At 44.6% G+C, this 26,188-nt stretch carries 21 protein-coding genes; 12 read left to right on the forward strand and 9 right to left on the reverse strand.

Annotated features, from left to right (window positions below):
• Nucleotides 1-153: 153 nt before the first annotated feature.
• Complete coding sequence (locus tag QF041_RS21245) at nt 154-1,473, forward strand: ATP-binding protein (protein ID WP_307415555.1); 1,320 nt, start codon at nt 154-156, stop codon at nt 1,471-1,473.
• Complete coding sequence (locus QF041_RS21250) at nt 1,445-2,338, forward strand: response regulator (protein ID WP_307415556.1); 894 nt, start codon at nt 1,445-1,447, stop codon at nt 2,336-2,338. The genes QF041_RS21245 and QF041_RS21250 overlap by 29 nt, the downstream gene beginning before the upstream one ends.
• 275 nt (nt 2,339-2,613) lie before the next feature.
• Here the strand turns inward: QF041_RS21250 and QF041_RS21255 are convergent, their stop codons facing one another.
• Nucleotides 2,614-3,231, reverse strand: a complete 618-nt coding sequence (locus QF041_RS21255) for an NUDIX hydrolase (protein ID WP_307415557.1) — start codon at nt 3,229-3,231, stop codon at nt 2,614-2,616.
• Nucleotides 3,232-3,443: 212 nt separating this feature from the next.
• Between QF041_RS21255 and QF041_RS21260 the strand changes: the two genes are divergently transcribed.
• Nucleotides 3,444-3,812, forward strand: coding sequence for a DUF4180 domain-containing protein (locus QF041_RS21260; RefSeq protein ID WP_307415558.1), 369 nt, complete (start codon nt 3,444-3,446; stop codon nt 3,810-3,812).
• 64 nt (nt 3,813-3,876) lie between these two features.
• On the forward strand, nt 3,877-5,001 hold the full coding sequence (locus QF041_RS21265) for an SGNH/GDSL hydrolase family protein (RefSeq protein ID WP_307415559.1): 1,125 nt from the start codon (nt 3,877-3,879) through the stop codon (nt 4,999-5,001).
• A gap of 118 nt (nt 5,002-5,119) precedes the next feature.
• On the opposite strand, the gene QF041_RS21270 is transcribed toward QF041_RS21265, so the two are convergent.
• Nucleotides 5,120-5,686: a dihydrofolate reductase family protein gene (locus tag QF041_RS21270; protein WP_307415560.1), complete on the reverse strand. Its 567-nt coding sequence runs from the start codon at nt 5,684-5,686 to the stop codon at nt 5,120-5,122.
• A 69-nt stretch (nt 5,687-5,755) separates the two neighbouring features.
• Between QF041_RS21270 and QF041_RS21275 the strand changes: the two genes are divergently transcribed.
• From QF041_RS21275 to QF041_RS21285, 3 genes are all read left to right on the forward strand, one after another.
• Entirely contained in the window at nt 5,756-6,664 is a 909-nt protein-coding gene (locus QF041_RS21275; protein WP_307415561.1) for a helix-turn-helix transcriptional regulator, read from the forward strand.
• A 261-nt stretch (nt 6,665-6,925) separates the two neighbouring features.
• Nucleotides 6,926-7,195, forward strand: coding sequence for a CD3324 family protein (locus QF041_RS21280; protein ID WP_307415562.1), 270 nt, complete (start codon nt 6,926-6,928; stop codon nt 7,193-7,195).
• Nucleotides 7,196-7,428: 233 nt separating this feature from the next.
• Nucleotides 7,429-7,932, forward strand: coding sequence for a hypothetical protein (locus QF041_RS21285; RefSeq protein WP_307415563.1), 504 nt, complete (start codon nt 7,429-7,431; stop codon nt 7,930-7,932).
• A 49-nt stretch (nt 7,933-7,981) separates the two neighbouring features.
• Here the strand turns inward: QF041_RS21285 and QF041_RS21290 are convergent, their stop codons facing one another.
• Complete coding sequence (locus QF041_RS21290) at nt 7,982-8,842, reverse strand: GNAT family N-acetyltransferase (RefSeq protein WP_307415564.1); 861 nt, start codon at nt 8,840-8,842, stop codon at nt 7,982-7,984.
• A 268-nt stretch (nt 8,843-9,110) separates the two neighbouring features.
• Here QF041_RS21290 and QF041_RS21295 point away from each other — a divergent pair, with 268 nt between their 5' ends.
• Entirely contained in the window at nt 9,111-9,704 is a 594-nt protein-coding gene (locus QF041_RS21295; protein WP_307415565.1) for a hypothetical protein, read from the forward strand.
• A gap of 168 nt (nt 9,705-9,872) precedes the next feature.
• On the opposite strand, the gene QF041_RS21300 is transcribed toward QF041_RS21295, so the two are convergent.
• Nucleotides 9,873-11,741, reverse strand: coding sequence for an AbfB domain-containing protein (locus tag QF041_RS21300; RefSeq protein ID WP_307415566.1), 1,869 nt, complete (start codon nt 11,739-11,741; stop codon nt 9,873-9,875).
• Nucleotides 11,742-11,986: 245 nt separating this feature from the next.
• On the opposite strand from QF041_RS21300, the gene QF041_RS21305 reads away from it, so the two are divergent.
• Nucleotides 11,987-13,399, forward strand: coding sequence for a DKNYY domain-containing protein (locus QF041_RS21305; protein ID WP_307415567.1), 1,413 nt, complete (start codon nt 11,987-11,989; stop codon nt 13,397-13,399).
• 145 nt (nt 13,400-13,544) lie between these two features.
• Here the strand turns inward: QF041_RS21305 and QF041_RS21310 are convergent, their stop codons facing one another.
• The 4 genes from QF041_RS21310 to QF041_RS21325 all read right to left on the reverse strand — a co-directional run bounded on the left by QF041_RS21310 (nt 13,545) and on the right by QF041_RS21325 (nt 20,429).
• Nucleotides 13,545-14,792, reverse strand: coding sequence for a TerD family protein (locus tag QF041_RS21310; protein ID WP_307415568.1), 1,248 nt, complete (start codon nt 14,790-14,792; stop codon nt 13,545-13,547).
• Nucleotides 14,793-14,983: 191 nt separating this feature from the next.
• Nucleotides 14,984-18,085 (reverse strand): AAA domain-containing protein, encoded by a 3,102-nt coding sequence (locus QF041_RS21315; RefSeq protein ID WP_307415569.1) that lies wholly within the window; start codon nt 18,083-18,085, stop codon nt 14,984-14,986.
• Between the two features lie 309 nt (nt 18,086-18,394).
• Nucleotides 18,395-19,840 carry a DEAD/DEAH box helicase gene (locus QF041_RS21320; protein WP_091035459.1) on the reverse strand — a complete coding sequence of 482 codons (1,446 nt, stop codon included), beginning with the start codon at nt 19,838-19,840 and terminating at the stop codon, nt 18,395-18,397.
• A 232-nt stretch (nt 19,841-20,072) separates the two neighbouring features.
• Complete coding sequence (locus QF041_RS21325; protein ID WP_307415570.1) at nt 20,073-20,429, reverse strand: hypothetical protein; 357 nt, start codon at nt 20,427-20,429, stop codon at nt 20,073-20,075.
• A gap of 427 nt (nt 20,430-20,856) precedes the next feature.
• Between QF041_RS21325 and QF041_RS21330 the strand changes: the two genes are divergently transcribed.
• Together QF041_RS21330 and QF041_RS21335 are read left to right on the forward strand one after the other, a co-directional pair.
• Nucleotides 20,857-21,795, forward strand: a complete 939-nt coding sequence (locus tag QF041_RS21330; RefSeq protein ID WP_307415571.1) for a macrolide 2'-phosphotransferase — start codon at nt 20,857-20,859, stop codon at nt 21,793-21,795.
• 53 nt (nt 21,796-21,848) lie between these two features.
• Nucleotides 21,849-22,535, forward strand: coding sequence for a hypothetical protein (locus QF041_RS21335; RefSeq protein WP_307415572.1), 687 nt, complete (start codon nt 21,849-21,851; stop codon nt 22,533-22,535).
• 139 nt (nt 22,536-22,674) lie between these two features.
• On the opposite strand, the gene QF041_RS21340 is transcribed toward QF041_RS21335, so the two are convergent.
• Entirely contained in the window at nt 22,675-24,957 is a 2,283-nt protein-coding gene (locus QF041_RS21340) for a 5'-nucleotidase C-terminal domain-containing protein (protein WP_307415573.1), read from the reverse strand.
• A gap of 262 nt (nt 24,958-25,219) precedes the next feature.
• On the opposite strand from QF041_RS21340, the gene QF041_RS21345 reads away from it, so the two are divergent.
• Complete coding sequence (locus QF041_RS21345; protein ID WP_133386336.1) at nt 25,220-26,182, forward strand: endo-1,4-beta-xylanase; 963 nt, start codon at nt 25,220-25,222, stop codon at nt 26,180-26,182.
• Nucleotides 26,183-26,188: the final 6 nt, after the last annotated feature.

The following is a 26,188-nucleotide window of genomic DNA, read 5'->3' on the forward strand; positions in this document are numbered from 1 at the left end:
AGTGAAGACTTCCGGCCTTTTTGTTCTGCTTGCGTGTTCACTCCCTAATTTTAATTATTTCTAATGCTTCTTTCATATGTTAGTATATTTAACATTAGAAGCGCGGGTTCCGGCATTGGGCGCTAAACGTTGTTATAGTGGGTGAAGAGATCGATGCGCAATTGGGTCAAAAATGAGAATGTGCAGATGACGGCCATTGCCTTTACCACTGCGGTAGGGGCGCAATTCAAGATAAATCCGTTCCGGGAAGATTACTTCCGAATCGGGCTGGGGGTTAGCATCCTTTTATTTCTGCTGATGATCATGCCACACTTGTCTTATGTGAAGACAGGAATTCTGACAGGCATCGCGAATTTGCTGTTTCAGTCGGCAGATCTCATCAATCATGTACAGACCGTGTCCATTCTTGAAAGCATGCGGGACAATCTGGGGGCAGGCGTGTATTATGTTGTCTTTGCCTATGGGCTTAGCAAATTCAAGCATCGATTCCATGAGATGCAGCCTCTTCTGCTCGGCGGGTTAATCACATGTATCGATTTCTCCTCTAATCTTGTTGAGCTGCTTTTTCGCGGAATGTTAAGCGGGACCAATATCTTTTATATGAAGGAATGGTTGTATCTGCTTGTGGTAGGCGGTCTGCGAAGTTATTTTGTGATTGGGCTATATAACAGCATTGCGGTGAGGCAGATGCGGCTTTTACATGCAGAGCAGGAGAAGCGGATGGAGCAGATGCTGAGTGTGAACTCGGGTCTGTATAGCGAGGTCTTTTACCTGAAGAAAGCGATGAATACGATCGAAGGCATTACGGCAGACAGCTATGATCTATATCGCGATCTCCGGGAGCAGGACATGAATCAATACAGTCAGCGCACCCTGGGCATCGCTCAGCAGATTCATGAAGTGAAGAAGGATTCACAACGCATTTTGGCGGGTCTGCTGAAGCTGTATGATAACGAAAAAGCGGTTAACATGAGCTTATCCGAAGTGCTTAACTTTGCCAGTAAAGCAAACCGAAAATATAGTGAAATGCTGCATAAGCAGGTCGAGATTGACATCGAGCAACAGTATGATTGTGAGTCTCCGTATTACATTCCTCTTCTTACGGTAATAAACAACCTGATTGCCAATGCGGTGGAGGCGATTGAGCGTGATGGAACGGTCCGAATTCGTGTGTATGAGCAGGAAGATGACGTTCATTTCGTCGTGATGGATTCTGGGAAAGGCGTACCTGAAGCCAAACGGGATGTTATCTTCGAACCAGGCTATACAACAAAGTTCAATGAAGTTGGCATTGCCGCGACGGGCATTGGCCTGTCCCATGTACGTGATATCGTTCAGTCGTTGGCGGGACAGATTAAAGTGCAATCGGCGCCTCCAGGAGAGCCAGGGACAACATTTGCTATAGCTATTCCCAAAATGAATTTAATCAAGGGGGCCGATGTCGATGACACTTTCTATCATGATCGTGGATGATGATGTGGTGAGCCGGAGCATGCTGCATGATATCATTGAATCCTGTGGAATCGGCGAGCTTGCAGGCATGGCGGAGGGCGGCATAGAAGGAGCACGGAAGATCATGGATCTGCGTCCCGATGTGGTGCTGATTGATCTGCTGATGCCGGATCAGGACGGAATTGAGACGGTAGCGAAACTGAAGCACAACGGTTATACCGGGAAATTCATCATGATCTCTCAGGTAGAGAACAAAGAGATGGTAGGGGAGGCCTACCAAAACGGCATTGAATTCTTCATTCATAAACCGATTAATCGGGTGGAAGTGGAGCATGTGCTCAGCAAAGTGAATGAACAGTGGAAGTACGAACGATACGTGCTGGAGATCAAGCAGTCGATGGCTCGATTGAAGCTGGTGGAAGCGCCGGCCCCTGCCCAAGGTCGTACGGTGCGATATGCGGCAAGAAGCATTCTAATGGATCTGGGGATCATCGGAGAAAGTGGTAGCAAGGATATTGTGGCTCTCATGGAGTATGCGATTGAACAGAAGCGTGCCGGGGAGTGGCCACCCTTGAAGGAGTCCTATGAAGCGGTGGCTCAGACGTACAAGTCTACGCCCAAAGATGTGGAGAAAGAGAGCAAGGCGATGGAACAGCGCATTCGCAGAACGGTAATTGCCGCACTGAAGAACATGGCCTCGATTGGACTCACCGATTATAGCAACCACAAGTTTGAACATTATGCTCCCCTCTACTTCGACTTCCAGGATGTTCGAATGAAGATGAGAGCCATGGAAGAAGATCAGGCAGGTGACAAAGGCAAGGTTAATATCAAAAAGTTCCTGCATGTGTTCTACATGGAGACGCTTGAAAAGATGAATAATTGAGGCATCATATGCCTCTGTCTGTTGGAGGATATGAAAACCCGGGAAGGTGACCATCGGCGGTGTCGAGGTCACTTCACCAAAGACGGGCATCGGTCTATTGCGAACCAATGTAGGCAGGGTGCTCCAGCAGTTTTCAACCTATTCCCGCATTTAACTGTCTTCGCCCCCGGTGTTGGCGGATCGGGTTTCGAAGCAACATCCCCTCACGGCAGACCGTGCACTAAAGACATCAGGTATGATGGGCTTAGGAACGGGAAGCTGAAGGGGTTATTATTTTAATCCAGAATGACTTCTTTATCTGGTTGTTCAAGAAATTCGAATATGATTTTAATTTGTTCCAGCGTATTTCTTTCCAATGATAATTCAGGTAAAGCGTCGATAGCAAAAAAATCAACTGCGCTGGTTTCTACACCTGTTTCCGCATGCCCTCCCACAATGTCACAGCGGATAAACATCTTATATACGTGATAAGGCTCAGGTGGGTGTCCATGGAATTTTTTGTCCAATACTGCTAATAACCGCATCGGCACAACATCAAAACCGGATTCTTCTTTAATTTCTTTCACAGCTACTTCTGATGGTGATAGGCCGATGTCACTCCATCCCCCTGGTAATGCCCATGCGCCATCTATTTTCTCTCGAACCAAAAGCACTTTGTTTTCCCTGAAAACAACACCGCGAATATCGACTTTAGGCGTTGCGTAACCTGAATCACTTGCAAATGTAAGTGATATTTTCTCTTTGTTAACAGAAGTATAGTTGCTTAAGATATCAATACTAATGCGCCTCAATTCCTCGTATCGCTCGATATCATAAACATCCTTGGCATAGGTTAAACCTGTTTGTGAGATAGCTTGAATCTGTTTTGCCCATTCTAGCCACTTTGTGTCCATGGACTCCTCTTTTCTTCGCAAGTCACGAGATTTAGTTTAGTTAGGAAATAACCCCATTATATCATATGAATTACAGTCTATAACTACTAAGAAAGGACAACTCGAAGTTAAGGAATCACGCTAATGATTGAACGCACTTTACGATTATTGCTTTTTATTATAAAACTGCGAGATATTATAAAGAAACGATGTCCAGAAGAGGAGAAAGGGAAATGAACATAACTATTGATCAACAAGGCAATTCCAAGGTCGCCATTATTGAAAGTAATGGCATCGTCATCAACAATGCTCAAGATGCACTGGATTTGATGGCCTCGGTAAGGTATAGCGATAATGCCGACAAACTCATTATCGACAAATCGAACATCACAGAAGAGTTCTTCGAACTGAAAACCAAGCTTGCAGGCGAGATTTTGCAGAAATACGTGAACTATCATGTTAAGCTTGCTATTGTGGGAGATTTCGAAGGACATAACAGCAAGAGCCTGAGAGATTTCATCTATGAGTGCAACAATGGCAAGCATTTTTTCTTTTTGAAAAACAAAGAGGAAGCGCTTCAAAAGTTGCATAATATCAGTTAAGCGCATATCCGAAGCATGTAGAGAGCCTGCTTATAATCTGAGCCAAACGTAGGAGGTTTGCACCGTGATATCTAATGAGAATTTAAAGTTATATGCTCTGCCTGAGATCGGAAATCTTAAAGTGCATGGCAGAACAACTGGTGAGCGATCGCCGTTGACACTATTTTGGACGGGGAGTGCAGTTGAACTCAATGTACGGGGCTCCGAACTATGGGTTGAGGTAGAGTCCCAATATGATATCTATGAGTCATGGATCAGCATTTTGATCAACGGTGTTTCGGTAAGCAGACAGATGTTAACGGCGGGAAGGTACTGGGTCTGTATTTTCCGGGGAATGAACGAGGATGTGGTGAAGAATGTTCGGATCGTTAAGGATGTTCAAGCGATGAGTGGTGACCCGGGTTGCTCCTTGCAGATTCATGCGGTGAAATCCGATGGAGCGTTCCTGCCTGTGCAGGAAAAACCGTACAAGATCGAGTTCATCGGTGACAGCATTACATCTGGCGAAGGTGCGATTGGAGCTAAAGCGGAGGAAGATTGGATTCCGATGTGGTTCAGCGCCATACATAATTATACGTTTATGACAGCAGAGGCATTGAATGCCGAATACCGGGTTATCTCGCAAAGTGGCTGGGGTGTGCTGACAAGCTGGGATAACAATCCGAAGGGGAACATTCCTTATTATTACGAGCAGGTCTGTGGCCTGCTTGCCGGAGAACGTAATGAAGCGCTTGGCGCAGGAGGTCCGCATGATTTTGGTTCGTGGCAGCCGGATGTGGTGGTTGTGAACTTGGGTAGCAATGATGGAGGTGCATTTCAGTCACCTGAGTGGAAAGATCCCGACACCGGCAAGGTGTACAAGCAGCGGCTGAACGAAGATGGTACGTATCATGAAGGTGATTTGGCTGTTTTTGAGAAAGCGGTAGAACAGTTCCTGTTCAAACTTAGGAAAAACAATCCGGCGGCACATCTCGTATGGGCTTATGGCATGCTTGGTTTTCCCATGATGCCTGCCATCTACCGTGCGGTTGATACGTATACGAAGGGGACAGGAGATCGTAAGGTTACGATTATCCAGCTTCCAGATACAACCGAAGAGACCATAGGGGCGCGCACTCATCCAGGCGAGTTATCTCACCGTAGGACGGCAGAGGTGTTAGCGGAATATGTGCGAGGCATGCTAGGATAGCTTGAAACATGGTAATAGAAAGACCACTCTTTCATGAATGGTACCCCAATGGTTAGATGGTGTCTAACTTTATGAGGTCCCTTCATCATAAGAATGGTCTTTTTGCTTTTCTACTTATCTAGACATTCGATGGTGTGTCCACTGTTCCGCTGTTCTGTACCTCATAACGAATCGAGATGATCTGTCCGAGCGTCTGGGTTCGGATCATTTTGAATTGACTTGGCACAGTGCCTGTCGGGAATAAGGGGATGCCTTCACCAAGAATTTTGGGAATGATGGCGACTTCAATCTCATCCAGTAATTTTTTTGCTAAAACAGCTTCAACCAGTATTCCGCCACCCACAATCCACACATCTCCATCAGAATCCTGCTTTAACCGGGGAATGAGCGTATCTACTGTCTCGGTTGTAAACTGTACATGCGGAGCGGGCGGCTGTTCCGACCGAGAAAGCACATATGTTGGCCGATCCGCATAGGGAAATTCTTCAGACAGTGTGAGCACCTCTTCATACGTATAACGTCCCATAACAAGGCTACCGATCGTCTGATAGAAGGCGGCATACCCGTTATCTCCACCATCACCCTCCACATCAAATAACCAATCGACCGAACCATCCAGTCTTGCGATATATCCATCCAAACTCATAGCAATGTACAAAATTGTTTTGTTATTAGACATGTTCATCGCTCCCTTCTAAAATGTATGATACACTTTAACTATGACAAAAGTTGACGTAGTTAGGGTGTTGAATACATGAATTATCGAAAACTGGCGATCATGCGCCTAATGGATTCCAGACAAAAATTCACTGCCCGGGAACTGGCAGAACGGTTCGACGTATCGATTCGTACGATCCAGCGAGATCTGGATGCATTGCAGGCGCTGGGTTTTCCTTTGTACACAGAAGTTGGCGTGAACGGAGGATACCGGGTGTTGCCCAATCGGATTTTGCCACCCCTTCAACTGACACAGCAGGAGGCATTAGGGTTGTTTATGATGCTGGAATATCTACAGCAAGTACCGGATTTTCCATATGGATCAATGCGTGAACATCTGGCTGAGCAGTATTTCTCTACTTTGCCCGAAGACGTACAGGATCTGATTATGCAAATGAGAGAGCATATCACCTTTGTCCAGCACCCCGGTGGGCATTCCGAGCCTTTAACAACCGAGATATTGAGTGCAGCGGTAGAAAAGAGAGAAATCGAATTTATGTATCATGCCCGAGGTGGGCATAAAAAAGTCCAGGTCTTCCCATATGGTATTTACTATGAGCAGGGACATTGGTACATGCCAGCCCGAAATAGGGATCGGGTATTGTTGTATCGGGTGGATCGCATGCAGCAGTTGACGGTTATGGAATCGGTGGATGAATCTGTTCCGAGTCTGAAGGCATGGCTAGATGCCAAAGAAGATAGAGCAAGCGTAGAAGTGGTGCTGCAATTTACGGAATTTGGAGCAAGGATTGCTGCGTCAGATGTGTTGTTCAAGTCGGTTGAAGGCCATGAGTGGCGCGGACTTGTTCCGCCCGAGGAGTTCTCTTTTACAGCGCGAAAGTTACTCTCCTATGGGCCGGAAGTGAAGGTGATCTCACCACCTGAGTTAAAGCGTCAGGTTAGAGAGTTACTGGAACGGAGTGTTAGCCAATATATCGACGAGTAGAAGGATATAAGGTTCTGACATGGAAGATATAGGAGTACATCTTAAGTAACCTGATCTTGATTACTGAATGGGGGGCTACCATGATTCGATTCATAATAAGTTTAACGACCCGCTCTATGCAGAGTCCATGTGATGAACAACGGCGGTTGTTTGCATAGAGCGTGAAATTCATTTCCGCCATATCACTATAGTGCATATCCAATGTGTTCTTCGTACGACTCTGCTACCTTAAAGATTTTAACTTTTAAGGAGTGGAGCAACGTGAAATATATTAATGCGGATACAATCTTCCCGGAAGAATTGCTCAAAGAAATTCAGCGTCATATCTCTGGTGGCTTGATCTATATTCCGAGGCCCAAGGATGCCCACAAGAAGTGGGGCGAGAACTCGGGCATCAGAAGAGTTGTCCAGGAGCGGAATGACGAGATCCGCCGGCTTTTCGCTGCGGAAACGACCATCGATCAGCTTGCGGAACAATATTGTTTATCCATTGATAGCATCAAGAAAATCGTGTATTGCAAAAAGGGATGAAATTATAGAAGCCATGTTCGAGCAATCGAATGTGGCTTTTTCCTGTGAGAATAAAGAATGGTTATTAAGGATTCTTTATATATTCGAGGTGGTTAACTGCGCGTACAATTCATTTGATGGTGCAAGGATGCGCGATGAGAGTTCTCGAAATAAGTTTTCATATCATCTGGTAAGGTTGGTGAATATAAATAATATGAATATAGAAGAAATTAACGAATAAAGACGAGGCGTATGTGATTAAAAATATGTACCCGCTATACCTTCATGATCTATCCGGACATTATGGTCTGGGTGGAGAGCATACCCCGAACGAACATGGCATTTTTGAGCCAAGTCCTAATTACAAAACGTTACAGGATCAGTATGATGTGCAGAACATTTGGTGGGAAAAACCAGAGTGTCTTTACCCATTCCTGATGATTGTGGATGGCCTACCGGCAGGTTTTGCATTTGTGGCTACCCCGCCATATTGCTCACAAGGCACGGAGTACTTTGTACATGACTTCTTTCTGATGCAGCCGTTTCGAGGTGTAGGCGTTGCTGAACACGCGGCATCGACGATCTTCGGAATGTTTATAGGAAACTGGGAGTTGTTCACCAACCCATCGGAGAAAAATAAGATTGGCCAATCTTTCTGGCGAAAAACAGTGGCTAATTATACCAAAGGTAACTATCGGGAAATGTACGGGCATACATTCGATGGCTATAAATTGATTTTTCAATTCTCCAATATATAAAAAGAGAGACCGTCTCCCAATGAGGAAAACGATCTCTCTCCGCTGCCTTTTATAGATTGCCGTTGAAATAGTGATACTCAGAATTCACTTCAAAACCAACACTGCGGTACAGATTCAAAGCTCGTTTGTTCTCGGTAACAACGGATAGGCGAATATCTGTGTAACTTTGTTTCCTTAGGAGATCAACCAGGATGCTAAGCGCAGTGCGCCCCAGTTTCTGTCCTTGATAAGCAGGCAAGATACAGAAGTTATGAATAAATGCGGTTGTTGCATTAATGGAGTTGACCCGTACCAGCCCAACAGGCAGTTGATTCTGCCATGCAATATAGGTGACTCGGCTGGGTTCATTTGTTTGCATAAAGTACCCGCGTGTCCAGTCCTCCGAATCTCCAAAGGCCTGGGAGGAGCAAGTGACCATAAACTCCATATCCTCGGCTTCTGCCACGGACAACGTTAGTTCAGGCGGCTCCACAACCGAAAGGACCTCATTCACAAGTTGCATCGAGTACTCCGCACGATCATAGATCGCTCCAAGGGATTGGGCAGTAAGAAGACCCGGAGATAATCCCTGAGGAACGCGATAACTGAGTTGGTTGATCCCTTGTGGTTTCATGTCCAGGATGGCCCTTTTCAGTAGGCTGCTGAACACACCTTGGCGACGAAAATCTGGGTGTACGATGGCATTAATATTCCCGGTTACAGCGTCAGATGGATACCAACTGAGGAGTCCTACCAAATCACCGTGGCGATAACAGAGGAGCGCGTGGTCTCCGTCTTTTTTACTAATATGGTCAAGGTCTGCTTTCAGATGAATGGAATCAAGCTGTTTACATTGTTGTTCGAGTAAAATAATAGCTTCAATCTGTTCCTTGGAATCATAGATCATAGGAACGACTTGATAAGTTGACATAGCTTTCACACCTTCATTGTTGAAGGAAACACGCAGTTATTGGACCCGCAGGCGCTATCCTTCGAGAGTTGGTCCAGTTGTAATTTTGATCATCATCATTATCTCCTCCAAATCACTTCCCGATGACTATAACACAATCTATGATGAAGATGACACCCATTGGATGTAATTCACTGGGTGTCTGTTCAGATGCGCCCAATAACTGGACATTATATCCTATTGAAGGGATAATTGAGAGTAATACTGACGAGAAAGGGAGGGATTAACTATGCGCAAGTTGGCATATGTGATGGGGATATTATTTCTTTCCGCCGCCATGTTAATGGGATGTACACCATCTGAACCAGCGGAAAGCACTGAACCCGTCACTCCACCAGCAACGGAGCAGCCAAGTAATACGGAGGACCAGAAGGCGACTGCGGAGGAGCAGCAACAAGCGCTCGAAATGTCACTGAAGTATAAGACAACAGAACTCACTGTGGATGGCAAGGACTATGAGGATACGTTAGAGATGGAAGGGTTATTGGCCAAAGGAGACACGATGAAGCCATTCCTGACCTCCAGGAATTATGAGGCTTATATGGCAAATCGATATATTGTCTTGCCTCTTCAGGTTGCACACATCGAACAAGCGAAACTGCATCCTGAAAATATACAAACCAAGATCAAAGATAACAAGAGCGACTGGATTCTTGTGGAATATACGCTTGATCTGAAATTTACAGACGAGAACGGCAAGGAGTTCAAGTCCATTCCGTTATCGGGCGATATCACCTTTTTGCAGGATCAGGGGGAATGGCGCATCCAGGATGATACGTACAACAGGGATGCATTCGCAGACATCATTAATAATTCACTGTAGTTCATGAAGTGTCTGTGAATCTGGCAAACACCTGCTCTTTGATTCGTCCGCAGCCCAAAGAAGGCCGCTTCTCAGAAGATTCTGTTCTGAAGAAGTGGCCTTTCTTGGTTAAGACGTAGATTCTGGTGTCCAACGTTCAGTTCATCCTATTACCATCCAGTTAGTTCATTAGAAATTGGTTCGCCCAAACGTAGCATCACTCTTTACCGTTGAGCTGCTGGATGCATTGATGGCATCGAGTTGTAACACGTAGTCATAATGCCGGATGTAATATCCGGGCTGACTGTACGATTGAAGGGATACTTTGGTGCTGTCAGCCCAACCAGGGCTGCTCAGGAACGTAGCATCTCCTTTGTAGGCGGCGGTGTCGGCATAAGCTTCAAGTACAATTTTGTTGCTGGTGTTACGCTTCAAGAAGTAACCCGGGAAGTTGATGGACTCCAGTGATATTCCCGTGGAGCTGGCAAGACCCAGTACGACGCGGAATTGTGAGTCCTGGGCAGGAGAGACGTTGGCATCCACGCGAGCGATGTAATTGGCATGACGGATGTATCGATCCGGAACGTTGTGTGAACTGAACCGGCTGTAACCTGTGGCTTCCGGTGTTGCAGGGCCCAACATTTTGACCTCGTGCAGAGTTGGGGTATACCAGTTCCCCGGATTATTCCACAAGACGGCGTTCACCATATTAATCCGCACATAACGAGCTGTGAAATGCACAGCATCGGTCGTAAAACCATAGGTAAGATTGTTGGTGCGATCCAAGGTGGAGTAATTGACTCCATCGTTGCTAATCTCGATTTTGTATTTGTAGTACCCTTCAGAACCTTTATACATAAACCAGGACGTGTTGATCTCGGTGATCGTCTTCGGTGCGCCGAAGTCCACCTGCCACCAGGCAGGCCAGCTATTGGAGGAAGCCACCCATGAAGTCTGGTAGTTGCCATCATTGACGTTGGATGCAGACGAACCGGAGGCTGTGGAGCTGGCGGTAGCTGTTTTGCCTTGGGCGTGATTGACGAGAGCAGGCGGTGTTACCACACCCGTTACTGCGTCGATATTCCATGTTTTATACCACTCCAGTGATGCTGTTCCGTTCGAATCATTCAAGGTTAGCGGCAGCCAGATATGCTTGTGCTCTCCGAGGTTCATCGGATTCCAGCGATCCCCCATGTAGATGTAGGATGTGGTGTTGCTGCCTGTGATCGTGGCAATATCATGAATCTGCGAACCGAAGGCAGATGGATTGCCATATTGCGTAAGCGCAGTCCATGGACCCGTCATGGAAGTGGCTGTAGCATAAGCACCCTGATTCGGATACCAGCCAGCGGCTTGGGAGGTGAAGAGGTAGTAACGGTTTCCTTTTTTCACAACAGCAGGCGCTTCGCGATAGGCATTCTCGAATAGCCATCCCTCGAAGGATTGTATTCCGGTGTAACTTGCATTCATTTTAAAAATAGCCATCGTATCATTGGCTCCGCCATTCTTGCGTGAAGCGGTAACCAGATATCCTGTGCCATCTGTATCAACAAAGACGGTCATGTCACGAGATTCATAATTCATTGGGCGGAAACTGCCCTCATAGGTGAATTTGCCATTCGGGGTATTGCTTGTTGCGACCGCTACACGCCCGAGGTTGTAGTCCGTACCGTTCTCGTAGTGTGCCCAGAGCACATACTGGTTGGTGGAGGCGTTATAGATGACTTTGGGGCGTTCAATCTTGCTGGAGGCCAGCTCAGTTGCGGAATCTTTCGTCAGGATGGCGTTGCTGAAAGTCCAGTTCTTCAGATCAGTGGAGGTGTAGACGTTCACACTGTCGAACCTGCCGCCCACCGCATGTTCACCGTACAGATAATACGTCGAGCCTACCTGCAGAATGTTGCTGCTGTTCGCATGGATGGGGTTGCCTGCGGTATCGAGCCAATCGGTGCCATTGGTTATTGTGACACTTGCTGCGTTTGTTCGTTCAGGATGAAGTCCAAACAGAGTGAACGTGAGTGCAAAGACCAGAAACCAGACGGCTTTCCTGCTATCCATTACATACACCTCCCGAAAGATATCAAATTAAATGTAGCGCTTTCATTTATATTTTAGTCTAGCTAGACTCTTTTTCAAGTGAACAATCCATCCATTGCTGAACAAACCTTCATTTCATCGTGGCTGAGCGGTGAGAGCGGAGGAAATATTCCTAAATATCAAGTACGATGATGTAGAGAGGATCAGGTACACACGTTAAAATAAAGCTAGACTGAATTCACATCATGGTTGGAGGGCGAACCGTCATGAACAAGTTTATTGTAGATGAAGACCTTCAAGTGAAATTGCATAATGACGAGGATGGAACTAACACTCCGATTAAGGGAGGCATTACTGCTCAGGATTTTGAAGTCATCTCTACGTATCAAAAGGGATGGTTGACCTTCGCCTACCTGCGTGATCGTCAGGGAATATGGTGGTTCAATGCCCGCAAGCATAAGGCGAGTTTGTTCAGTCGGGATACGGAAGCTTTTCGTGTGATCGATGAAGATTACTGCTGCGACTCTCAGTATGTCTATCTGGAAGATCAGGCCGTGCCTGACTCCGATCCGAACAGCTTCCGGCTGTTGCCGGATACGCCCTACTTTGCTCAGGACCAACGTTATCTATATGTGAAGAGTAGCACGCATTTTCATCAATTTGAGGATATCGATACGAACTCTGTGATTGCTCATCACGACTATTGCACCGACAAGGACCATCTGTTCCATCTGTCCAGCTCTCTTCGTTATGCGAATGGGGAAAAGGATGAGGTGAGAGCGTGGTTGCGTGAGCATCATTCCGACGTACCTGGCTGGTGGAATGATCATTATGCCCACAGTGCAAAGGGCGCTACGCAGATCACAGGGAACTGGGTTGAGACGGCGTCGTCTATTTTTTATAGAACCGAATGGGGCGGTACGTATCGTCAAGAAGCAAAAGCCGTATTAAACCTTGTTCGTGGAGCGGACGTGTCTACCTTTGAACCGTTGGACGAGCAGTTTGCACGGGACCGGGAACGTGTTTATTTTCAGTGGCGTACTGTAAAAGGAGCAGACCCGGATACGTTCCAGTCACTAGGTGGACCCTTTGGTCGTGATGGCAAACATGTGTATTACAATGGTTACCGTGCGGATGGAGCTGACGCTCAGCATTTTGAAGCTTATGCCGGGACGGAGCATCTTGGACTTTCCAAGGATCAGCAACATGTGTATCGTGCCGAGGTTGTTCGGACAAGTCACCCTTTCGGTCATCCGGACGATGTGCTTCAGATGATCAAGGGGGCAGACGCAGCAACGTTTGAGTTAATAACACCTTCCGGTAGTTGGGCGGTGGATGCCGATCGTGTGTATCTATGGGGTAAACCAAATAAACATATGGATCGAGCCAGCTTTACACATCTATTTGATGCCGATCCCCAGAGTTGGGCCACGGATCAGAATGGTCTATATAATGCCAATGGCAACCGTACGGTAAAGGGTGTCAACGGAAGTACATTTGTCATGCTGAATCAATATTGGGGCAAAGACGACCGTGTAGTGTTCAGCTTTGTGACGGGTGGGGTTTATAAGTCGGGAGATGCAGCGACATTTCAAGTTACAGATGATATCGGGGGCGCCGAGGATGCGTTATTTCGGTATACGGTGGAAGGCGGTACAGTGCGGAAAAAGAAGAGGTAAGTCGGACAGTAAGATTGTGTGTTCAAAAAGACTGGTTTTTAGTACCTAAAACAGCCGCGGTCTAAGACTTTACTTCAAGTCATAATCTGCGGCTGTCTTCATTTTAGGGTGAGTCTACTGTTACTAATCTGTATCTCCAGATAAACTATTTATAATTATTTAGGGGGCCTGTATCCATTTCAACTTCTACCATCTTTGAAGATCCCATCTTGAGCTTAGGTCTAAACTCTGAATCCGGTTTACTGTAAAGCTCCAGTGGGCTAATAATTACTCCATCTGGTGTATTATGAAGAATTCCGGGCACACAGGTATAAATCCGATCGTTATTATTTGCATTCTTAGCGGATATTGTAACGGAGGTTCCATTCAGATTATCTATACTCATGGACACCTTGTATCTGTAGAATGAGCCTGATCCATTGGACTGAGCTGAATAAACCACAGGAACAACTGCAAGAATATCATCGTTTAACCTTAGTTTAATAACTTCTGTCTTCGTTGATTGGCTGCTTCTTCCAACATCACCCATATGTTCAACTATCCCTTTACCATAACTTTTGAGGGGTGGGGTTCCTGCCGCTCCAAACATTGCTACATCGATCTGCTCACCATTCTTTGTGTAGACTAAAGCGTATATATCATAATCTGTCCCAGTCTGCCAAGATACAGTCGCTGTAATTTCCGGTGTTTTATCAATGATAACCGATTTCTGCCCTTTAACCAGATTGATATTTCCCTTTACCTTTTCGAGGTTTATCGACGATAAGGTTTGGTTACTATTCTTATTTTCAGGAACTGTTACAGCCGGATCAGGTTCTGTTGTTGTTGAGTTTGGAGTAGTCTGGGGTTCAGAAAGCTTGTTCTGCTCATCCGCTTCAACCTCAACACCGTAAAGTTTACATAACCCTTCAAGCCCGGAATCAAATCCACGCCAGATTGCTTTTGCTTTTGTCTGACCATTCCTTAAATATAATTCCAATACGACAATTCCATTTTCATTGGTGAAACTGGATGGGGTTAACTGAATAATCGTCTTTCCGCTATCGATCTCTGCTGTTAAATTCTTTACATTTGAAAATCCAGCGCTGTTATCCTCTGTAAGGGTTATAGCTATTTTGGTAATACCTTCAGGAACTTTACTCATATCAAAATTGATTTTATGTACTTTTGTATTGCCTACTAGCTCAGATGGCATGAGGGTAGCTACACCTGATGAAGTTGTAGGTTGATTATAAAATATGATTCCACTATCACCTTGTACTCTATCCGAATCCGTTAAAAGGAATGCTGTTAAAGAAATATCTATTAAATTAGAAATTTCATGGCTAATTATAACGCTACCTTTTGCAGCACTCAGGGTTGTGTTTGCTCCCATTTGAAGAAACTGATTCATTTAAACCACTCCATTCTATAACAGTTCTTAATATAAATAGACTCTTTAATAGTGCCATTAAATCAATACATACTCAATAATTATTAGGCAGAGTGAGGCACTTCTTCCATCAGGCATTTTCATAGAAAGTAACTCAAGGAAACCCCTGTTCCGCAAAAATACTGTCACTTTTGGTACAGCGTAGGATCATTTCAGACCACAACATTGTTATAGTCGTCAATAATTGAAATCGTTTTATTTGCTACTTCACTACCGAGGGAGGCATACAATTTCTTATCGCCAATAATATAAAATTCTTTTTTTGCTCGTGTAGCTGCAACATTCATCATATTTGGAACAGAGACAGCCCATTTTGCCGCCCCACTGCTATCAGAGTCAGCCCCAAGAACAAAGTAGACAATCTTGGCCTCTTTCCCTTGAAAAGTATGAACAGTTCCAATATTCGTTGTTTTTCCATTTTCTCGTTTTGTGAAGTTAATTCCATCTAATACTTGTACAAGTTTATTAGCCACATTGCTAAATGGGGTGATAACATAAATTTCATCCGCTAAATTCGGGTCATCTTGCAAACGTTTATCAATTAGACTTTTCAGTAAATCAGCTTGTTCTTTAACAAATTTATCATTTGCTTTCCCCGTTGAGTCATACCATCGTGATTTACCTTGTGACTCATCTTCTGATTTACCTTGTACCATCAATTCGTCATACGATATTTTATTTGAAATCGTAAACATCGGATAGTCCGAACGTCTGTGCACCCAAAGAGGTATACCAATCCATTCATCCTCATTTTTTTGAAAACCATACTGACTTGTGGCATCTACAATGGTTTGAGTAGAAGCATCAGCAGAGACAAATTTTTCATCAACTCTGTAAATTCTTCCGATCAAGGTCAGCACATTTGAATCTAACGTCATTACTGGTTGTATTTGTGATGGATCGCCGACCACCATAACCTTTTTGCTTCTATAAATTGCGCCAACACTAGCTTGTGGTAGTGCTTGACCAGCCTCGTCTATGAATAGATTGCCTATTGAGTTTTCATTAAGATTTTTAAACATTCTCCCAAAACTGGCAAAAGTCGTGCTGATAACAGGGATAGCCAAATTCAACCATTGCCATGATTCCGAAATTAACTGAAGTCCGTTCTCTTTTCCAATGTATTCAGACGGTTTGCTCCAGATAATTCTCGCGGCCTTCAAACTCTTTCTGTTTTCATACAGAAATTGCTTTCTAACTTTTAAAGCTGAAATAAACAACTCTGATTGTAATTTACGAAATTGCATTGTAAACCATGGGTTAGACTTTTGAAGTTCATCATAGGATAGTGAAAAATCTAGTTCCTTAATGCCACTTTGAGATTTGAGGTTTTCCAGTACTGCAATTTCTTGTGCCGATTTTTCTAAAGCGTTATGTTGAGTAGTCATCCAGTGTTCGAAGTCTGCTTTTGTGTCCTGGGTTTGTTTTTGAATATGCTCACTTTTTGTAGCAGTTTCTTTTAATCTATTTTCGAGTTGGATGCGCTCATTTAACCATTTCGTTTTTTGTTTAGATAGATCATTTAAATGATCATTCGCATCATTCAGTTTTTTGAAGTACTGCTCAACTTTGGGTCGATTAAATATTTTATGAAACCACAAAGGGCGTGGTGTTTGTGAAGTGACTACATCATAATTTCTTTTAGCTTGAGCTTGTGGATCGATTAGGTTTTCTATCTCAATAGAAGCATTCGATATATCATCTTGAAGATTTAAACTTTCTTGTCTCAGTCTTTCAAATTCACGCGTCGCTTCTGCTTCTTGTGTGATTAGACTTGTACGTTTCTTTTTTTCTTCTTGTTCAAAAGCAATATTTTGCTCGGTATGCTTGGTTTTTAATTTTTGAAGTGAATGTATTTTCTCGCTATATTCCTGCATTTTTTCTCTTTCAATTTTCAATTCCTTATAGAGACGGGAGAATTCTTGATATACACCTTCACCTGTACTGGATTGATAATTATCTTCTAGATCTTTTTCAATTGCTTCTATGCTTAAAAGTAGCTTGTTCACATTTGTTGACGCGCCACCCTCTAACGAGAACACACCCCAATTCTCCTCGTTTAAAGTCTCCCTTTTAATCTCACGATTTTTTCCGAAACCTTCACCGGTTAGTTTAGAATTAGATATATCTTTGAAATAATCTGCTTCATCCAATTGCTTTTGAAAATCGTCAGCAATCGTTTCTTTCTTTGGTAACTCCTTAACAATGTTTTGGACTGCCCCATTATTTGAACTTGCAACAACAATATTTTTATCTGAAATGGAGGATGGTAAAATACCAATTTTAGCACTTTGCCAATAAACTAAACTTCTTTTTATCGTTTTATCAGAAAGTTGCACCATTTCCACTGCCTGTTGAACCACCAAATCAGCGAAAATATCTTTTAACAGAGTTGTTTTCCCTGTTCCTGGAGGACCATTGACACTACGAATCTCATTTTTATCGTGTAATGCTAGATTCACCGCAACCTGTTGCATGAATGAGAGTGCAAAAGCAGGGTTACTTGGAAAACGTCCTAACGGGTAATATTTAGGTTGTAAACTGTTTGTCTCAAAAATTTGTGAGTTAAAATGAATTGACTTTTTATTTCCATCTAAATTCTGCCTGAATCCCGAAAAGCCATTAAAATAACGATCTAAATTTTTAGTAGTGATTACCTTTGCTTTATTCAGATCTTCAATAAAAAACGAATGTAAATTTACTTCTCCATTATCTAAGTTTTTCACAAATGCATAGCGAAAATTATTAGTGGAAACATTATACTTTTGCAAAAGTTCAGAAATGGCACTGTTAAATCCATCTTCAAATTTACTGTTCAAATCTTCTCTAAATGAGTTTTCAAATTTCGAAAAATCTTCTGGTAAATCACCATATTGGCGGATATAACCGCTCATGGTAAAGAATAATTTGTCTGCTATAAATTCTAATTGGTTATCAAAATATATAGCGAAGGTGAATTTGTCAGATTTACTAACTTCTTCGTGGGTTTTTTCGATCTTGTGCTTCTCCCTCAATATTTCAACAACCTCTTCAAATTCGAAAATATCAAAATATAATACTAAACCCGAATTTTTATAGATCTTATCTTCTACATTTTGTTGTTCTTTTTGTTTAATTAAAAAGTCTGTAAAAAACGTATTCCAGTCTTCTTCCATGGTATGTAAGAGCTTTAGCGGTTTTTCTTTCTTAATAGATCCTTCGGATAGCTGCTCTATTGTAATCCAAGCATTTAAAATATCTTTCTTTTTATTCATGTTCTCCCCCCATTATCATCTGAAGACAAAAAGAAAAGCTCTTCAACCTTAGAGAGCTTCATTACACTAATGTACCGATCATTCATATACGATTTGACTTCTTCTAATAATACCATGGACTTTCCGCCGTCAGTCATTTTGCCCTACTTGTAAGCGTTCCAACGTATCGGTTGATAGGTAAACTCGAATGATTCTTTATTGCAATAAATACAATCTAATAACGACAAGCAGACCCTTTCATAACTTCATGTTAGCAGGTCTGCTTGTCTTGTTTAAAGCGTTTAGGAAGGCAGTGCGACATTTACCAAACTATTTATGACCTTTGCGAACCTTGAGCTGCATCTTTTTGATCGTTGTATTCTGCATGAGCTCCAGTACGAGAGGGCCTTTACCGTTCAGAATCTCTACATCCGTCACATTATCCAGAATTGTAATGATCCCGATGTCGTCTGCGGTTACCCCTTCAAGCTTGGCGATGGTACCGACAAAGTCAACGGCACGAAGTTTCTTCTTCTTGCCTCCGTTGAAGTTCAGCTTCATGATCTGTTGGTTCAGCTGTTCACGCTTATCCTTTTTACGTTCAGGAACGATCTTCAATCGTTTCTCAAAATCTTCTCTGCGGCGATCTACAGCTTCCTCGGAAGGTGCTTTCACGACAGGGATTTCGAATCCAATATAGGATTCAATCTCCGCCAGACGTCTGCCATCTTTCGGTGTAATCAACGTAATGGCTTTACCTGTTTTGCCTGCGCGCCCCGTACGGCCTGTACGGTGAACATATCCCTCTTTTTCCAAAGGAATATCGTAGTTGATGACATGTGTAATATTCGTGATATCAATACCACGTGCGGCTACATCTGTCGCGATCAGATAACGGAATTGTCCCCGTCGGAATGCGTTCATTACTTCGATCCGCTCATCCTGCTCCATACCACCATGGATACGATCTGCTGGGTAGTCAAGGTCAGCCATGACCCGGAACAGTTTATCCACATTTTCCTGCGTACGGCAGAACACAATGCAGCTATCCGGATTTTCCACAATGAACAAGTCCTGAAGTAGCGCGGTTTTGTTCACCTCTGGCACATGAATCACAGCATGTTCGATGGTGGCAGTTGTCAGTCCACTTGCCTTGATCTCGATCTCCACCGGTTTGTTCATGTATTTGCGTGACAGCTTGGCTACATCTTCAGGGAACGTAGCGGAGAACAACATCGTTACTCGCTCCTGCGGCAGTTTCTGAATGATGGATTGTACCGTCTCGATAAAGCCCATATTCAGCATCTCATCGGCCTCGTCAATGACAAGATAAGCGATTCGTTCGAGTGGCAGCGTGCCACGTTCGATATGATCCAGCACCCGACCTGGCGTACCAACAGCCACATGGGTTCTTTGTTTTAACTCCGCTTTTTGGATATGAAAAGGGGACTGTCCGTATAGTGCGGTTGCTTTAATACGCTTAAAGCGCCCGATATTCGTAATATCTTCATTAACCTGCAAAGCCAGTTCCCGGGTTGGGGTAAGAATCAAAGCCTGTGGCTTATTCTCATTCCAATCCACCAGCTCGCAGAGCGGAATGCCGTAGGCAGCTGTTTTACCACTACCTGTCTGTGATTTGACCACAAGATCCTGATTCTCCAATGCTACCGGAATAACTTTAGTTTGAACCTCGGTTGGTGTCTCATAGCCCAGACTGTCCAGTGCTTTTACGATCTCTTCACCAAGTCCATAATCTTTAAATTGTTGCTCGCTCATTGTTTACCTCTTTTGCGTTAGTTTTGAATACTCTACATACAAGCATTGCACCGTACATTTATCGTATACCTCTTCATTATACTCTATATGCAGGCAGGCTAACGGAGTAAATGCTTCAAGTGTGTAAATTGTTTCATGATTTCTGATTTGAGGGAGCAACGTTCGTTGCTATTCCTATGTGTATCATAACGTTCCACGTGAAACGAAATGTATCGGCGTATTTTGCTTGGTGTTAATGAATGACCATTTTTACAGCCTTGGTTTGGGGAGGGTAAGATTGAGCAATAATTCCATTGATCCACACTTCTGCACTTCGACCAACGAGTGTCCCATCCAAAGAGGCGGTGACAGTCTCTCCTCCGACGATGAGTTCGGCGTCCTTGCTGAGCGAGACCCAAATTGGTCCTGAATCAACACCTCCATCTTCTTTATTCTCGATGAGTACCTGGCCTTTTTCTTCCTCAAAATCCGTAATAATTCCTCGTACATGTGGCTTCTCTTCCCCCTGTTCCTCGGATTTCTCTGCGCATCCGAGCGTTAGCAGAAGCAAGATAAACGGGAATGCGAATAATCTTCGTAAAATGGACATCGAGTTGCTCACCTCCTTTTTAATACATCTATAACTATGGACGTTAACTGAGGCGACGAAGTTCCTGCATATCAATAAAAAAGAACCTAAATCATTCGATTCAGTCTGGAACTGAGATTTGGAATATGTTAGCATATGGGTAACTTACTGAACGGAGGGATACGTGTGCAAAATTTTTCCCGATTGAGATAGTGTGGCGAAAAACGTCTGTTTACGCTTGCTGTTTTCTGCCTGTGTGCAGTTCATCGGGATCGGTTTGCCATTTTACACGTATGCCACTAGTCATGAAAGAATTACTCTTTGGAGTGGTTCTTTGATGTACTACTATTTATTTGTGAGCATTCAGGTATGCCAACATCCGAAATGAACTGCACAGGCGAACATGTCTGTGTTTTTTATTTTATCCAGGAAAAGGGGAGTACCTGATATGACAAAACCAAACTTGAATGAAAATTTGGCAATTCAAAAGGAACTATTATCTTTAGCAAAACAGAACGGACTTCTTATCGTTGAGGAATCCTTGGACATCAACGAGTCGGGTATGGATTTTCGTGTAGCATTTGCCACGGATGAAGAAGGCCGCAGATGGGTTCTGCGTCAGCCGCGACGCGAAGACGTGTGGGAGCGAGCCGAGAATGAGCGCAAGGTGCTGGATGTGGTCCGAGGAAATATACCCGCACAAGTACCGGATTGGAGGATCTTCACGCCAGAGTTGATAGCTTATCCTTTGCTTGATGGTGATCCGATCGCAGTTGTGGATCCCGCAGGGGGAGGGTATGTGTGGCGATTCCCTCAGGAGAGCTTATCGGATACATTCCTGGATTCACTGGCTACGACTCTCGCCACGCTGCATAACATCGATCCCGACAAGGCGAAGAAAGGTGGAGTGCGGATCAAGACACCTATGGAAGCTCGCAAAGAGTTTGCGGCAAATATAGAGGAGATTAAAAAGAATTTTACGGTACCGGACCAACTGGCGGAACGCTGGACGGTGTGGCTGTCTGTAGGTAGCTATTGGCCGAAGCACTCGACGTTTAATCACGGTGATCTGCACCCACCGCATATCATTGTCGATGATACACAGCGGGTAACCGGACTCATCGACTGGACGGAAGCGGAGATCGCTGATCCGGGTAAGGATTTTGTAATCCTTTATGGACTTTTCCAAGATGATGGACTGCGCGATCTGCTGAAGCGATACGAGAAGGCAGGGGGAAGGACATGGCCTCAGATGTTTGAGCATATTCGGGAACAATGGGCTGCTTACCCGGCACTGGTTGCCAAATTTGCTCTAACCACAGGGGAAGAGTCGACGATGGAAATGGCGAGAGGCATGCTGGCAAACTGGGATGTGAGGCGGGATTAGGTGCTCCAGTGAAGGTGTAAATCTAAGTATGTCGAATGAGGGGAGGTGGATATGTGGCACGAGAGGGTAAGACGCGATGGTTAATAAGCATTGTACTGACGGTTAGTTTAGCCGGTTGCTCGGCCCCTTTTCCCAACTCACATGAAGGCGCAGGAAACAGGCTGTCGCCAGAGCGGATGGAAGAATTGAGGAAGGAATACCCGCTATCTACTGACACCCCGGTGATGATCAATATCAGAGAAGTAAGTTTCAGAGAGATCATGACATATGGGGATGGGGTCGTTGTGGCAGAGGTTATGAACGTTTTGCCGAGTTTCCGTGTGGAGTTGACTACTGAGCCGGGCACGCCTGAGCGAAAGATGGCTGATAAGGATAGGGCTAATGGAATCACACCCTACCAACCTGAATTCATCTCTTATCAGGTGAAGGTACATGAAGTGGTAACAGGTGATGATGTAGCCGATGACACTTTTTTGTTTTACAACGCTGACTTCGCAGGTGTGGAGCCAGAACTTAAACCGGGTATGAAGATTATCGCTGTAGTCAAAAAGGGGACGACCGGGGAGCAGGTGGGTGGATATTCGTTTACCCGCTACGGCACTTACTATATTGTCGATGATGACTACGTACTTGCCGCCTACGAGGGTGAATCGGAGGAATTGCTTGATTTTACGGAACAAACGAATGGCATACAGCTGGACGCTTTTATGGATAAAATCAAGAACCTGCCAAAAGGCTAAATGACTTCATTCCCGTAGGGCACTTACAGCGATACTCCTAACCGTTTGTTAACCTAGCAAAGGGCGATCCCTTCCATGATAACCATGGGAGGGATCGCCCTTTTTCTTTTTCGTTAAGCGTGGCGCGTAACGATTGTGTCTATTTCAAAATACTCACATATTTCCCGTATACAAATGCTACACGTCCATCCAGCTTCACTTTTACCCATCCATACTTGTATGTACTGATCACCTCAAGCACAGTGCCCTTTGGAACGGCAGCAACGACCTTCGCTTTGGATGAAGCGCCAGCACGTACGTTCAGGTAAGCCGCAGTAACCTTGGCTTGTTTGCCTTTGTTGGCGGTATCCGGCTTACCCGTGCTTGGTGTTGATGGTTTACCAGGTTTCGATGTGCCTGGAGTTGGTTTTGGTACTGTTGGTGTCGTAGGTTTCTCAGGAGTAGTTGCTCCCTCACCATTGCCTGCCGCTTTGCGAGCTTTGTTCAGCTGTTGATAGAACGCTCCCTTGGTTTTCACGCCTGCGAATTGTGCTGCACTCACACCTGCTTTGGCAGATAGCGTATCGATCTCTTCTTGAGTCACTGCATCCAAAATGTTAATGGAGGCAATGTTGGTGTACTTGCCATCTTCTGTTGTTGGCACAGACATAATGCCATCGTTAATTAACTCCACTACATCTGCACGCTCCGGTGCAGTCAGGTCTACGCCAGTGATTTTCCAGTTGTGTTGAATCTTCGGTTCGTAGACACCTTTCATGACATCTTTCAGATAGGCGATGGACAGGTTGCGAATTGTACCTTGAATCTCACCAAATGCCGAAGCGTCCTTGGAGGACCATAGCTGCTTGAACTTACGTCCTTCCATCGCGCCGCCTTTGGCAATCAGGGCTTCCATCCGGTAGGCATTCATACCGAGCTTCAGCGTATCGTCTTCTTTGACCACTGACCCATCGCTGTACTTGAGATTTGTAATCCGATTGCCGTATGGCTTGGTCAGGTCAATCTCATATGTTACGCCACCGAAGAAATCATCGGTGCTGTATTTGGAAGCACGTCGTTTCGGATCAAAGCTGACGGTCACATCACCCGGGCGAGTGGAGTTGAAGTACCCCGCAGACCACTCCATATAATCCATCAGATCGCGTCCGGTCACTTCATATACGGTCACTTCACCAAAGGTGTATTGGTAGTTGAATGCAATATCCTTTTTCTTGATCGGGCCTATATCCAGCTTGGCCTTGTCGTTATCAATCTGGTGCGCGACCACATCGGCATCACTGTAATGCAACATCACTTCGGTGAAAAAGTCAGACAAAGGTGTTTCCTGGATCTGCACCGTAGGAATACCCTTAATCTCATCGGCAGGCACCAGGTTTGTTCCTTTCAGTTCAGCCACTTCAATGTTGGCATCGGCACGAGCGAACTCGTGGAATGGGTGCAAAGTCTCTTCCAGCGCAGGATCGGAGACTTCATATGTTCCGTCTGCTGCTTTCACAGCGAGAGCTTGAGCTTCCTTGCTTTTCAGCACAACTTTGTCGCCGTCTTTTTCAAATGTAAGGTCAATTCGAGAGATATGTGAGCCATATTTATTCGGTTCGGAGATCAATACACCGTTAACCGTTTGGGATTCAATCAAGGTATGCATGTGTCCGGCAAAAATGGCAGCCAGCTCCGGGTTGGCGTTGGCGATATCTGTCACTCCGGTGCCCTGATTTCCGTTCTCGTTATCCAATCCCATATGCATGAGTCCAACCATGACATCGACTTTGCCTTTCAGCTCAGCAATGGCCTTTTTGGTCTCTTCCACAGGATCTTTGACGATGATACCGTCCAGGTGATCCGTCCCTTTCTCAAACTCGGTAATCATAGGTGTGTTCATTCCGATAACACCCACTTTGATTCCGTCTTTCTCGATAATCGTATAGGCAGGCATGTAGCGGTCGCCGTTTTCTTTGAAAATATTACCCACGAGAGGTTGTCCATTGAATTGGGAAGAGATCTTCTCCAGTACGTCCAGTCCAAAGTTAAACTCATGGTTACCCATAACCCATGCGTCATATTTCATCTCGTTCATTGCAACCATCATGGGAGATTGAGGTTGATCATTAAACAACTCAGCTGAGTTATCCTGAATCATGTCGCCTGCATCCAGCAGGATCGTGTTGGGATTCTCCGCACGGACTTTTTTCACAATGGTGTAGAGCTGTGTCATGCTACCAGTTGGATTTGGACCGTCCAGAGCATAGTCCCACGGCATAAATCGACCATGTATATCCGATGTACCCAGCAACGTGATCTTGGTCTCCTTGTCTGCCTCAGCAGCCTGAACCGGAGTGGAAGCAAAAGGGACAAACAAAATGGAGGCACATAAGAGGAATGATAAAGGCCATCCGGCGAAACGTTTTGTTGAAATTTTGCGCATGTTGTAATCTCCCTTGTTATCTAGTGTCTGTAAAGATATGTATCATTTCATACTAGATAAACATGCGGTGAATGTAAACTCCAATGTAAGAGTTATGTTGGATTTAAGAGAGTGAATCTATAAATAACTTCAGAAAAAGCATTTAATTCTATTTTCTTTACAATAAAATACTATAATTTGACAGGTGTTAAAAACCAAAATTATCCAGTAAAATGATGTTTGTAAGCGCTTAACAAAAAATGAATACTAAGGAGGAAAATCATTGATTAAGTCTAAGTGGTTCAAAACAGTCGGCTCATTGGCATTGGTAGGGATTCTCGCTGCTTCTGTTGCGGTTGGTAGTGTGAGTGCTGGTTTGGCGAAAGGTAGCAAATTTCTGGGCAATATTATTGCCAACCAGGTTCCTTCGAATTTTAGCCCATATTGGAATCAGGTAACTCCGGAGAACTCTACCAAGTGGGATGCTGTTGAAGGCACACGCAACGTAATGAATTGGGGCCAGGCGGACATGGCCTACAACTATGCTAACAACAACGGATTTCCGTTCAAATTCCATACGCTCGTATGGGGAAATCAACAGCCAAATTGGATTAACAGTCTCTCAGCCGCAGATCAGAAGGCTGAAGTGACACAATGGATTAAAGCCGCAGGACAGCGGTATTCGAAGTCTGCCTTCGTTGATGTGGTGAATGAACCTCTGCATGCGAAACCATCCTATCGCAATGCCATTGGTGGAGATGGGGCAACGGGTTGGGATTGGGTTATCTGGTCATTCCAACAGGCGAGACAAGCCTTCCCTAACTCCAAACTGTTAATTAATGAATATGGTATTATCGGTGATCCCGCTAAAGCGGACCAATATATCCAGATTATCAACCTTTTGAAAAACAGAGGTCTAGTTGATGGTATTGGAATCCAGGCGCATTACTTCAATATGGACAACGTTTCTGTGAGCACGATGAACACGGTATTGAACAAGCTTGCAGCGACAGGGTTGCCAATCTATGTATCCGAGCTGGATATGACAGGTGACGATAATACACAATTGCAACGTTATCAGCAGAAATTCCCTGTGCTGTGGAAACACTCTGCTGTTAAAGGTGTGACGCTGTGGGGTTACAACCAGAATCAAACCTGGCAGGCTGGCTCCCACTTGGTCAACAGCAATGGAACAGAACGTCCGGCTATGCAATGGCTGAGAAATTACTTGGCGAACAATCCTTAAGCTCGC

Origin of the sequence: Paenibacillus sp. W2I17, assembly GCF_030815985.1 — a bacterium.
Taxonomy (GTDB): Bacteria; Bacillota; Bacilli; order Paenibacillales; family Paenibacillaceae; genus Paenibacillus.

Excerpts from the sequence above, each read along its gene's own strand:
- QF041_RS21245 (WP_307415555.1), top strand. The coding sequence starts at position 154 with ATGCGCAATTGGGTCAAAAATGAGAATGTGCAGATGACGGCCATTGCC.
- QF041_RS21250 (WP_307415556.1), top strand. The coding sequence starts at position 1,445 with ATGACACTTTCTATCATGATCGTGGATGATGATGTGGTGAGCCGGAGC.
- QF041_RS21255 (WP_307415557.1), bottom strand. The coding sequence starts at position 3,231 with ATGGACACAAAGTGGCTAGAATGGGCAAAACAGATTCAAGCTATCTCA.
- QF041_RS21260 (WP_307415558.1), top strand. The coding sequence starts at position 3,444 with ATGAACATAACTATTGATCAACAAGGCAATTCCAAGGTCGCCATTATT.
- QF041_RS21270 (WP_307415560.1), bottom strand. The coding sequence starts at position 5,686 with ATGAACATGTCTAATAACAAAACAATTTTGTACATTGCTATGAGTTTG.
- QF041_RS21275 (WP_307415561.1), top strand. The coding sequence starts at position 5,756 with ATGAATTATCGAAAACTGGCGATCATGCGCCTAATGGATTCCAGACAA.
- QF041_RS21290 (WP_307415564.1), bottom strand. The coding sequence starts at position 8,842 with ATGTCAACTTATCAAGTCGTTCCTATGATCTATGATTCCAAGGAACAG.
- QF041_RS21295 (WP_307415565.1), top strand. The coding sequence starts at position 9,111 with ATGCGCAAGTTGGCATATGTGATGGGGATATTATTTCTTTCCGCCGCC.
- QF041_RS21300 (WP_307415566.1), bottom strand. The coding sequence starts at position 11,741 with ATGGATAGCAGGAAAGCCGTCTGGTTTCTGGTCTTTGCACTCACGTTC.
- QF041_RS21305 (WP_307415567.1), top strand. The coding sequence starts at position 11,987 with ATGAACAAGTTTATTGTAGATGAAGACCTTCAAGTGAAATTGCATAAT.
- QF041_RS21310 (WP_307415568.1), bottom strand. The coding sequence starts at position 14,792 with ATGAATCAGTTTCTTCAAATGGGAGCAAACACAACCCTGAGTGCTGCA.
- QF041_RS21315 (WP_307415569.1), bottom strand. The coding sequence starts at position 18,085 with ATGAATAAAAAGAAAGATATTTTAAATGCTTGGATTACAATAGAGCAG.
- QF041_RS21320 (WP_091035459.1), bottom strand. The coding sequence starts at position 19,840 with ATGAGCGAGCAACAATTTAAAGATTATGGACTTGGTGAAGAGATCGTA.
- QF041_RS21325 (WP_307415570.1), bottom strand. The coding sequence starts at position 20,429 with ATGTCCATTTTACGAAGATTATTCGCATTCCCGTTTATCTTGCTTCTG.
- QF041_RS21330 (WP_307415571.1), top strand. The coding sequence starts at position 20,857 with ATGACAAAACCAAACTTGAATGAAAATTTGGCAATTCAAAAGGAACTA.
- QF041_RS21340 (WP_307415573.1), bottom strand. The coding sequence starts at position 24,957 with ATGCGCAAAATTTCAACAAAACGTTTCGCCGGATGGCCTTTATCATTC.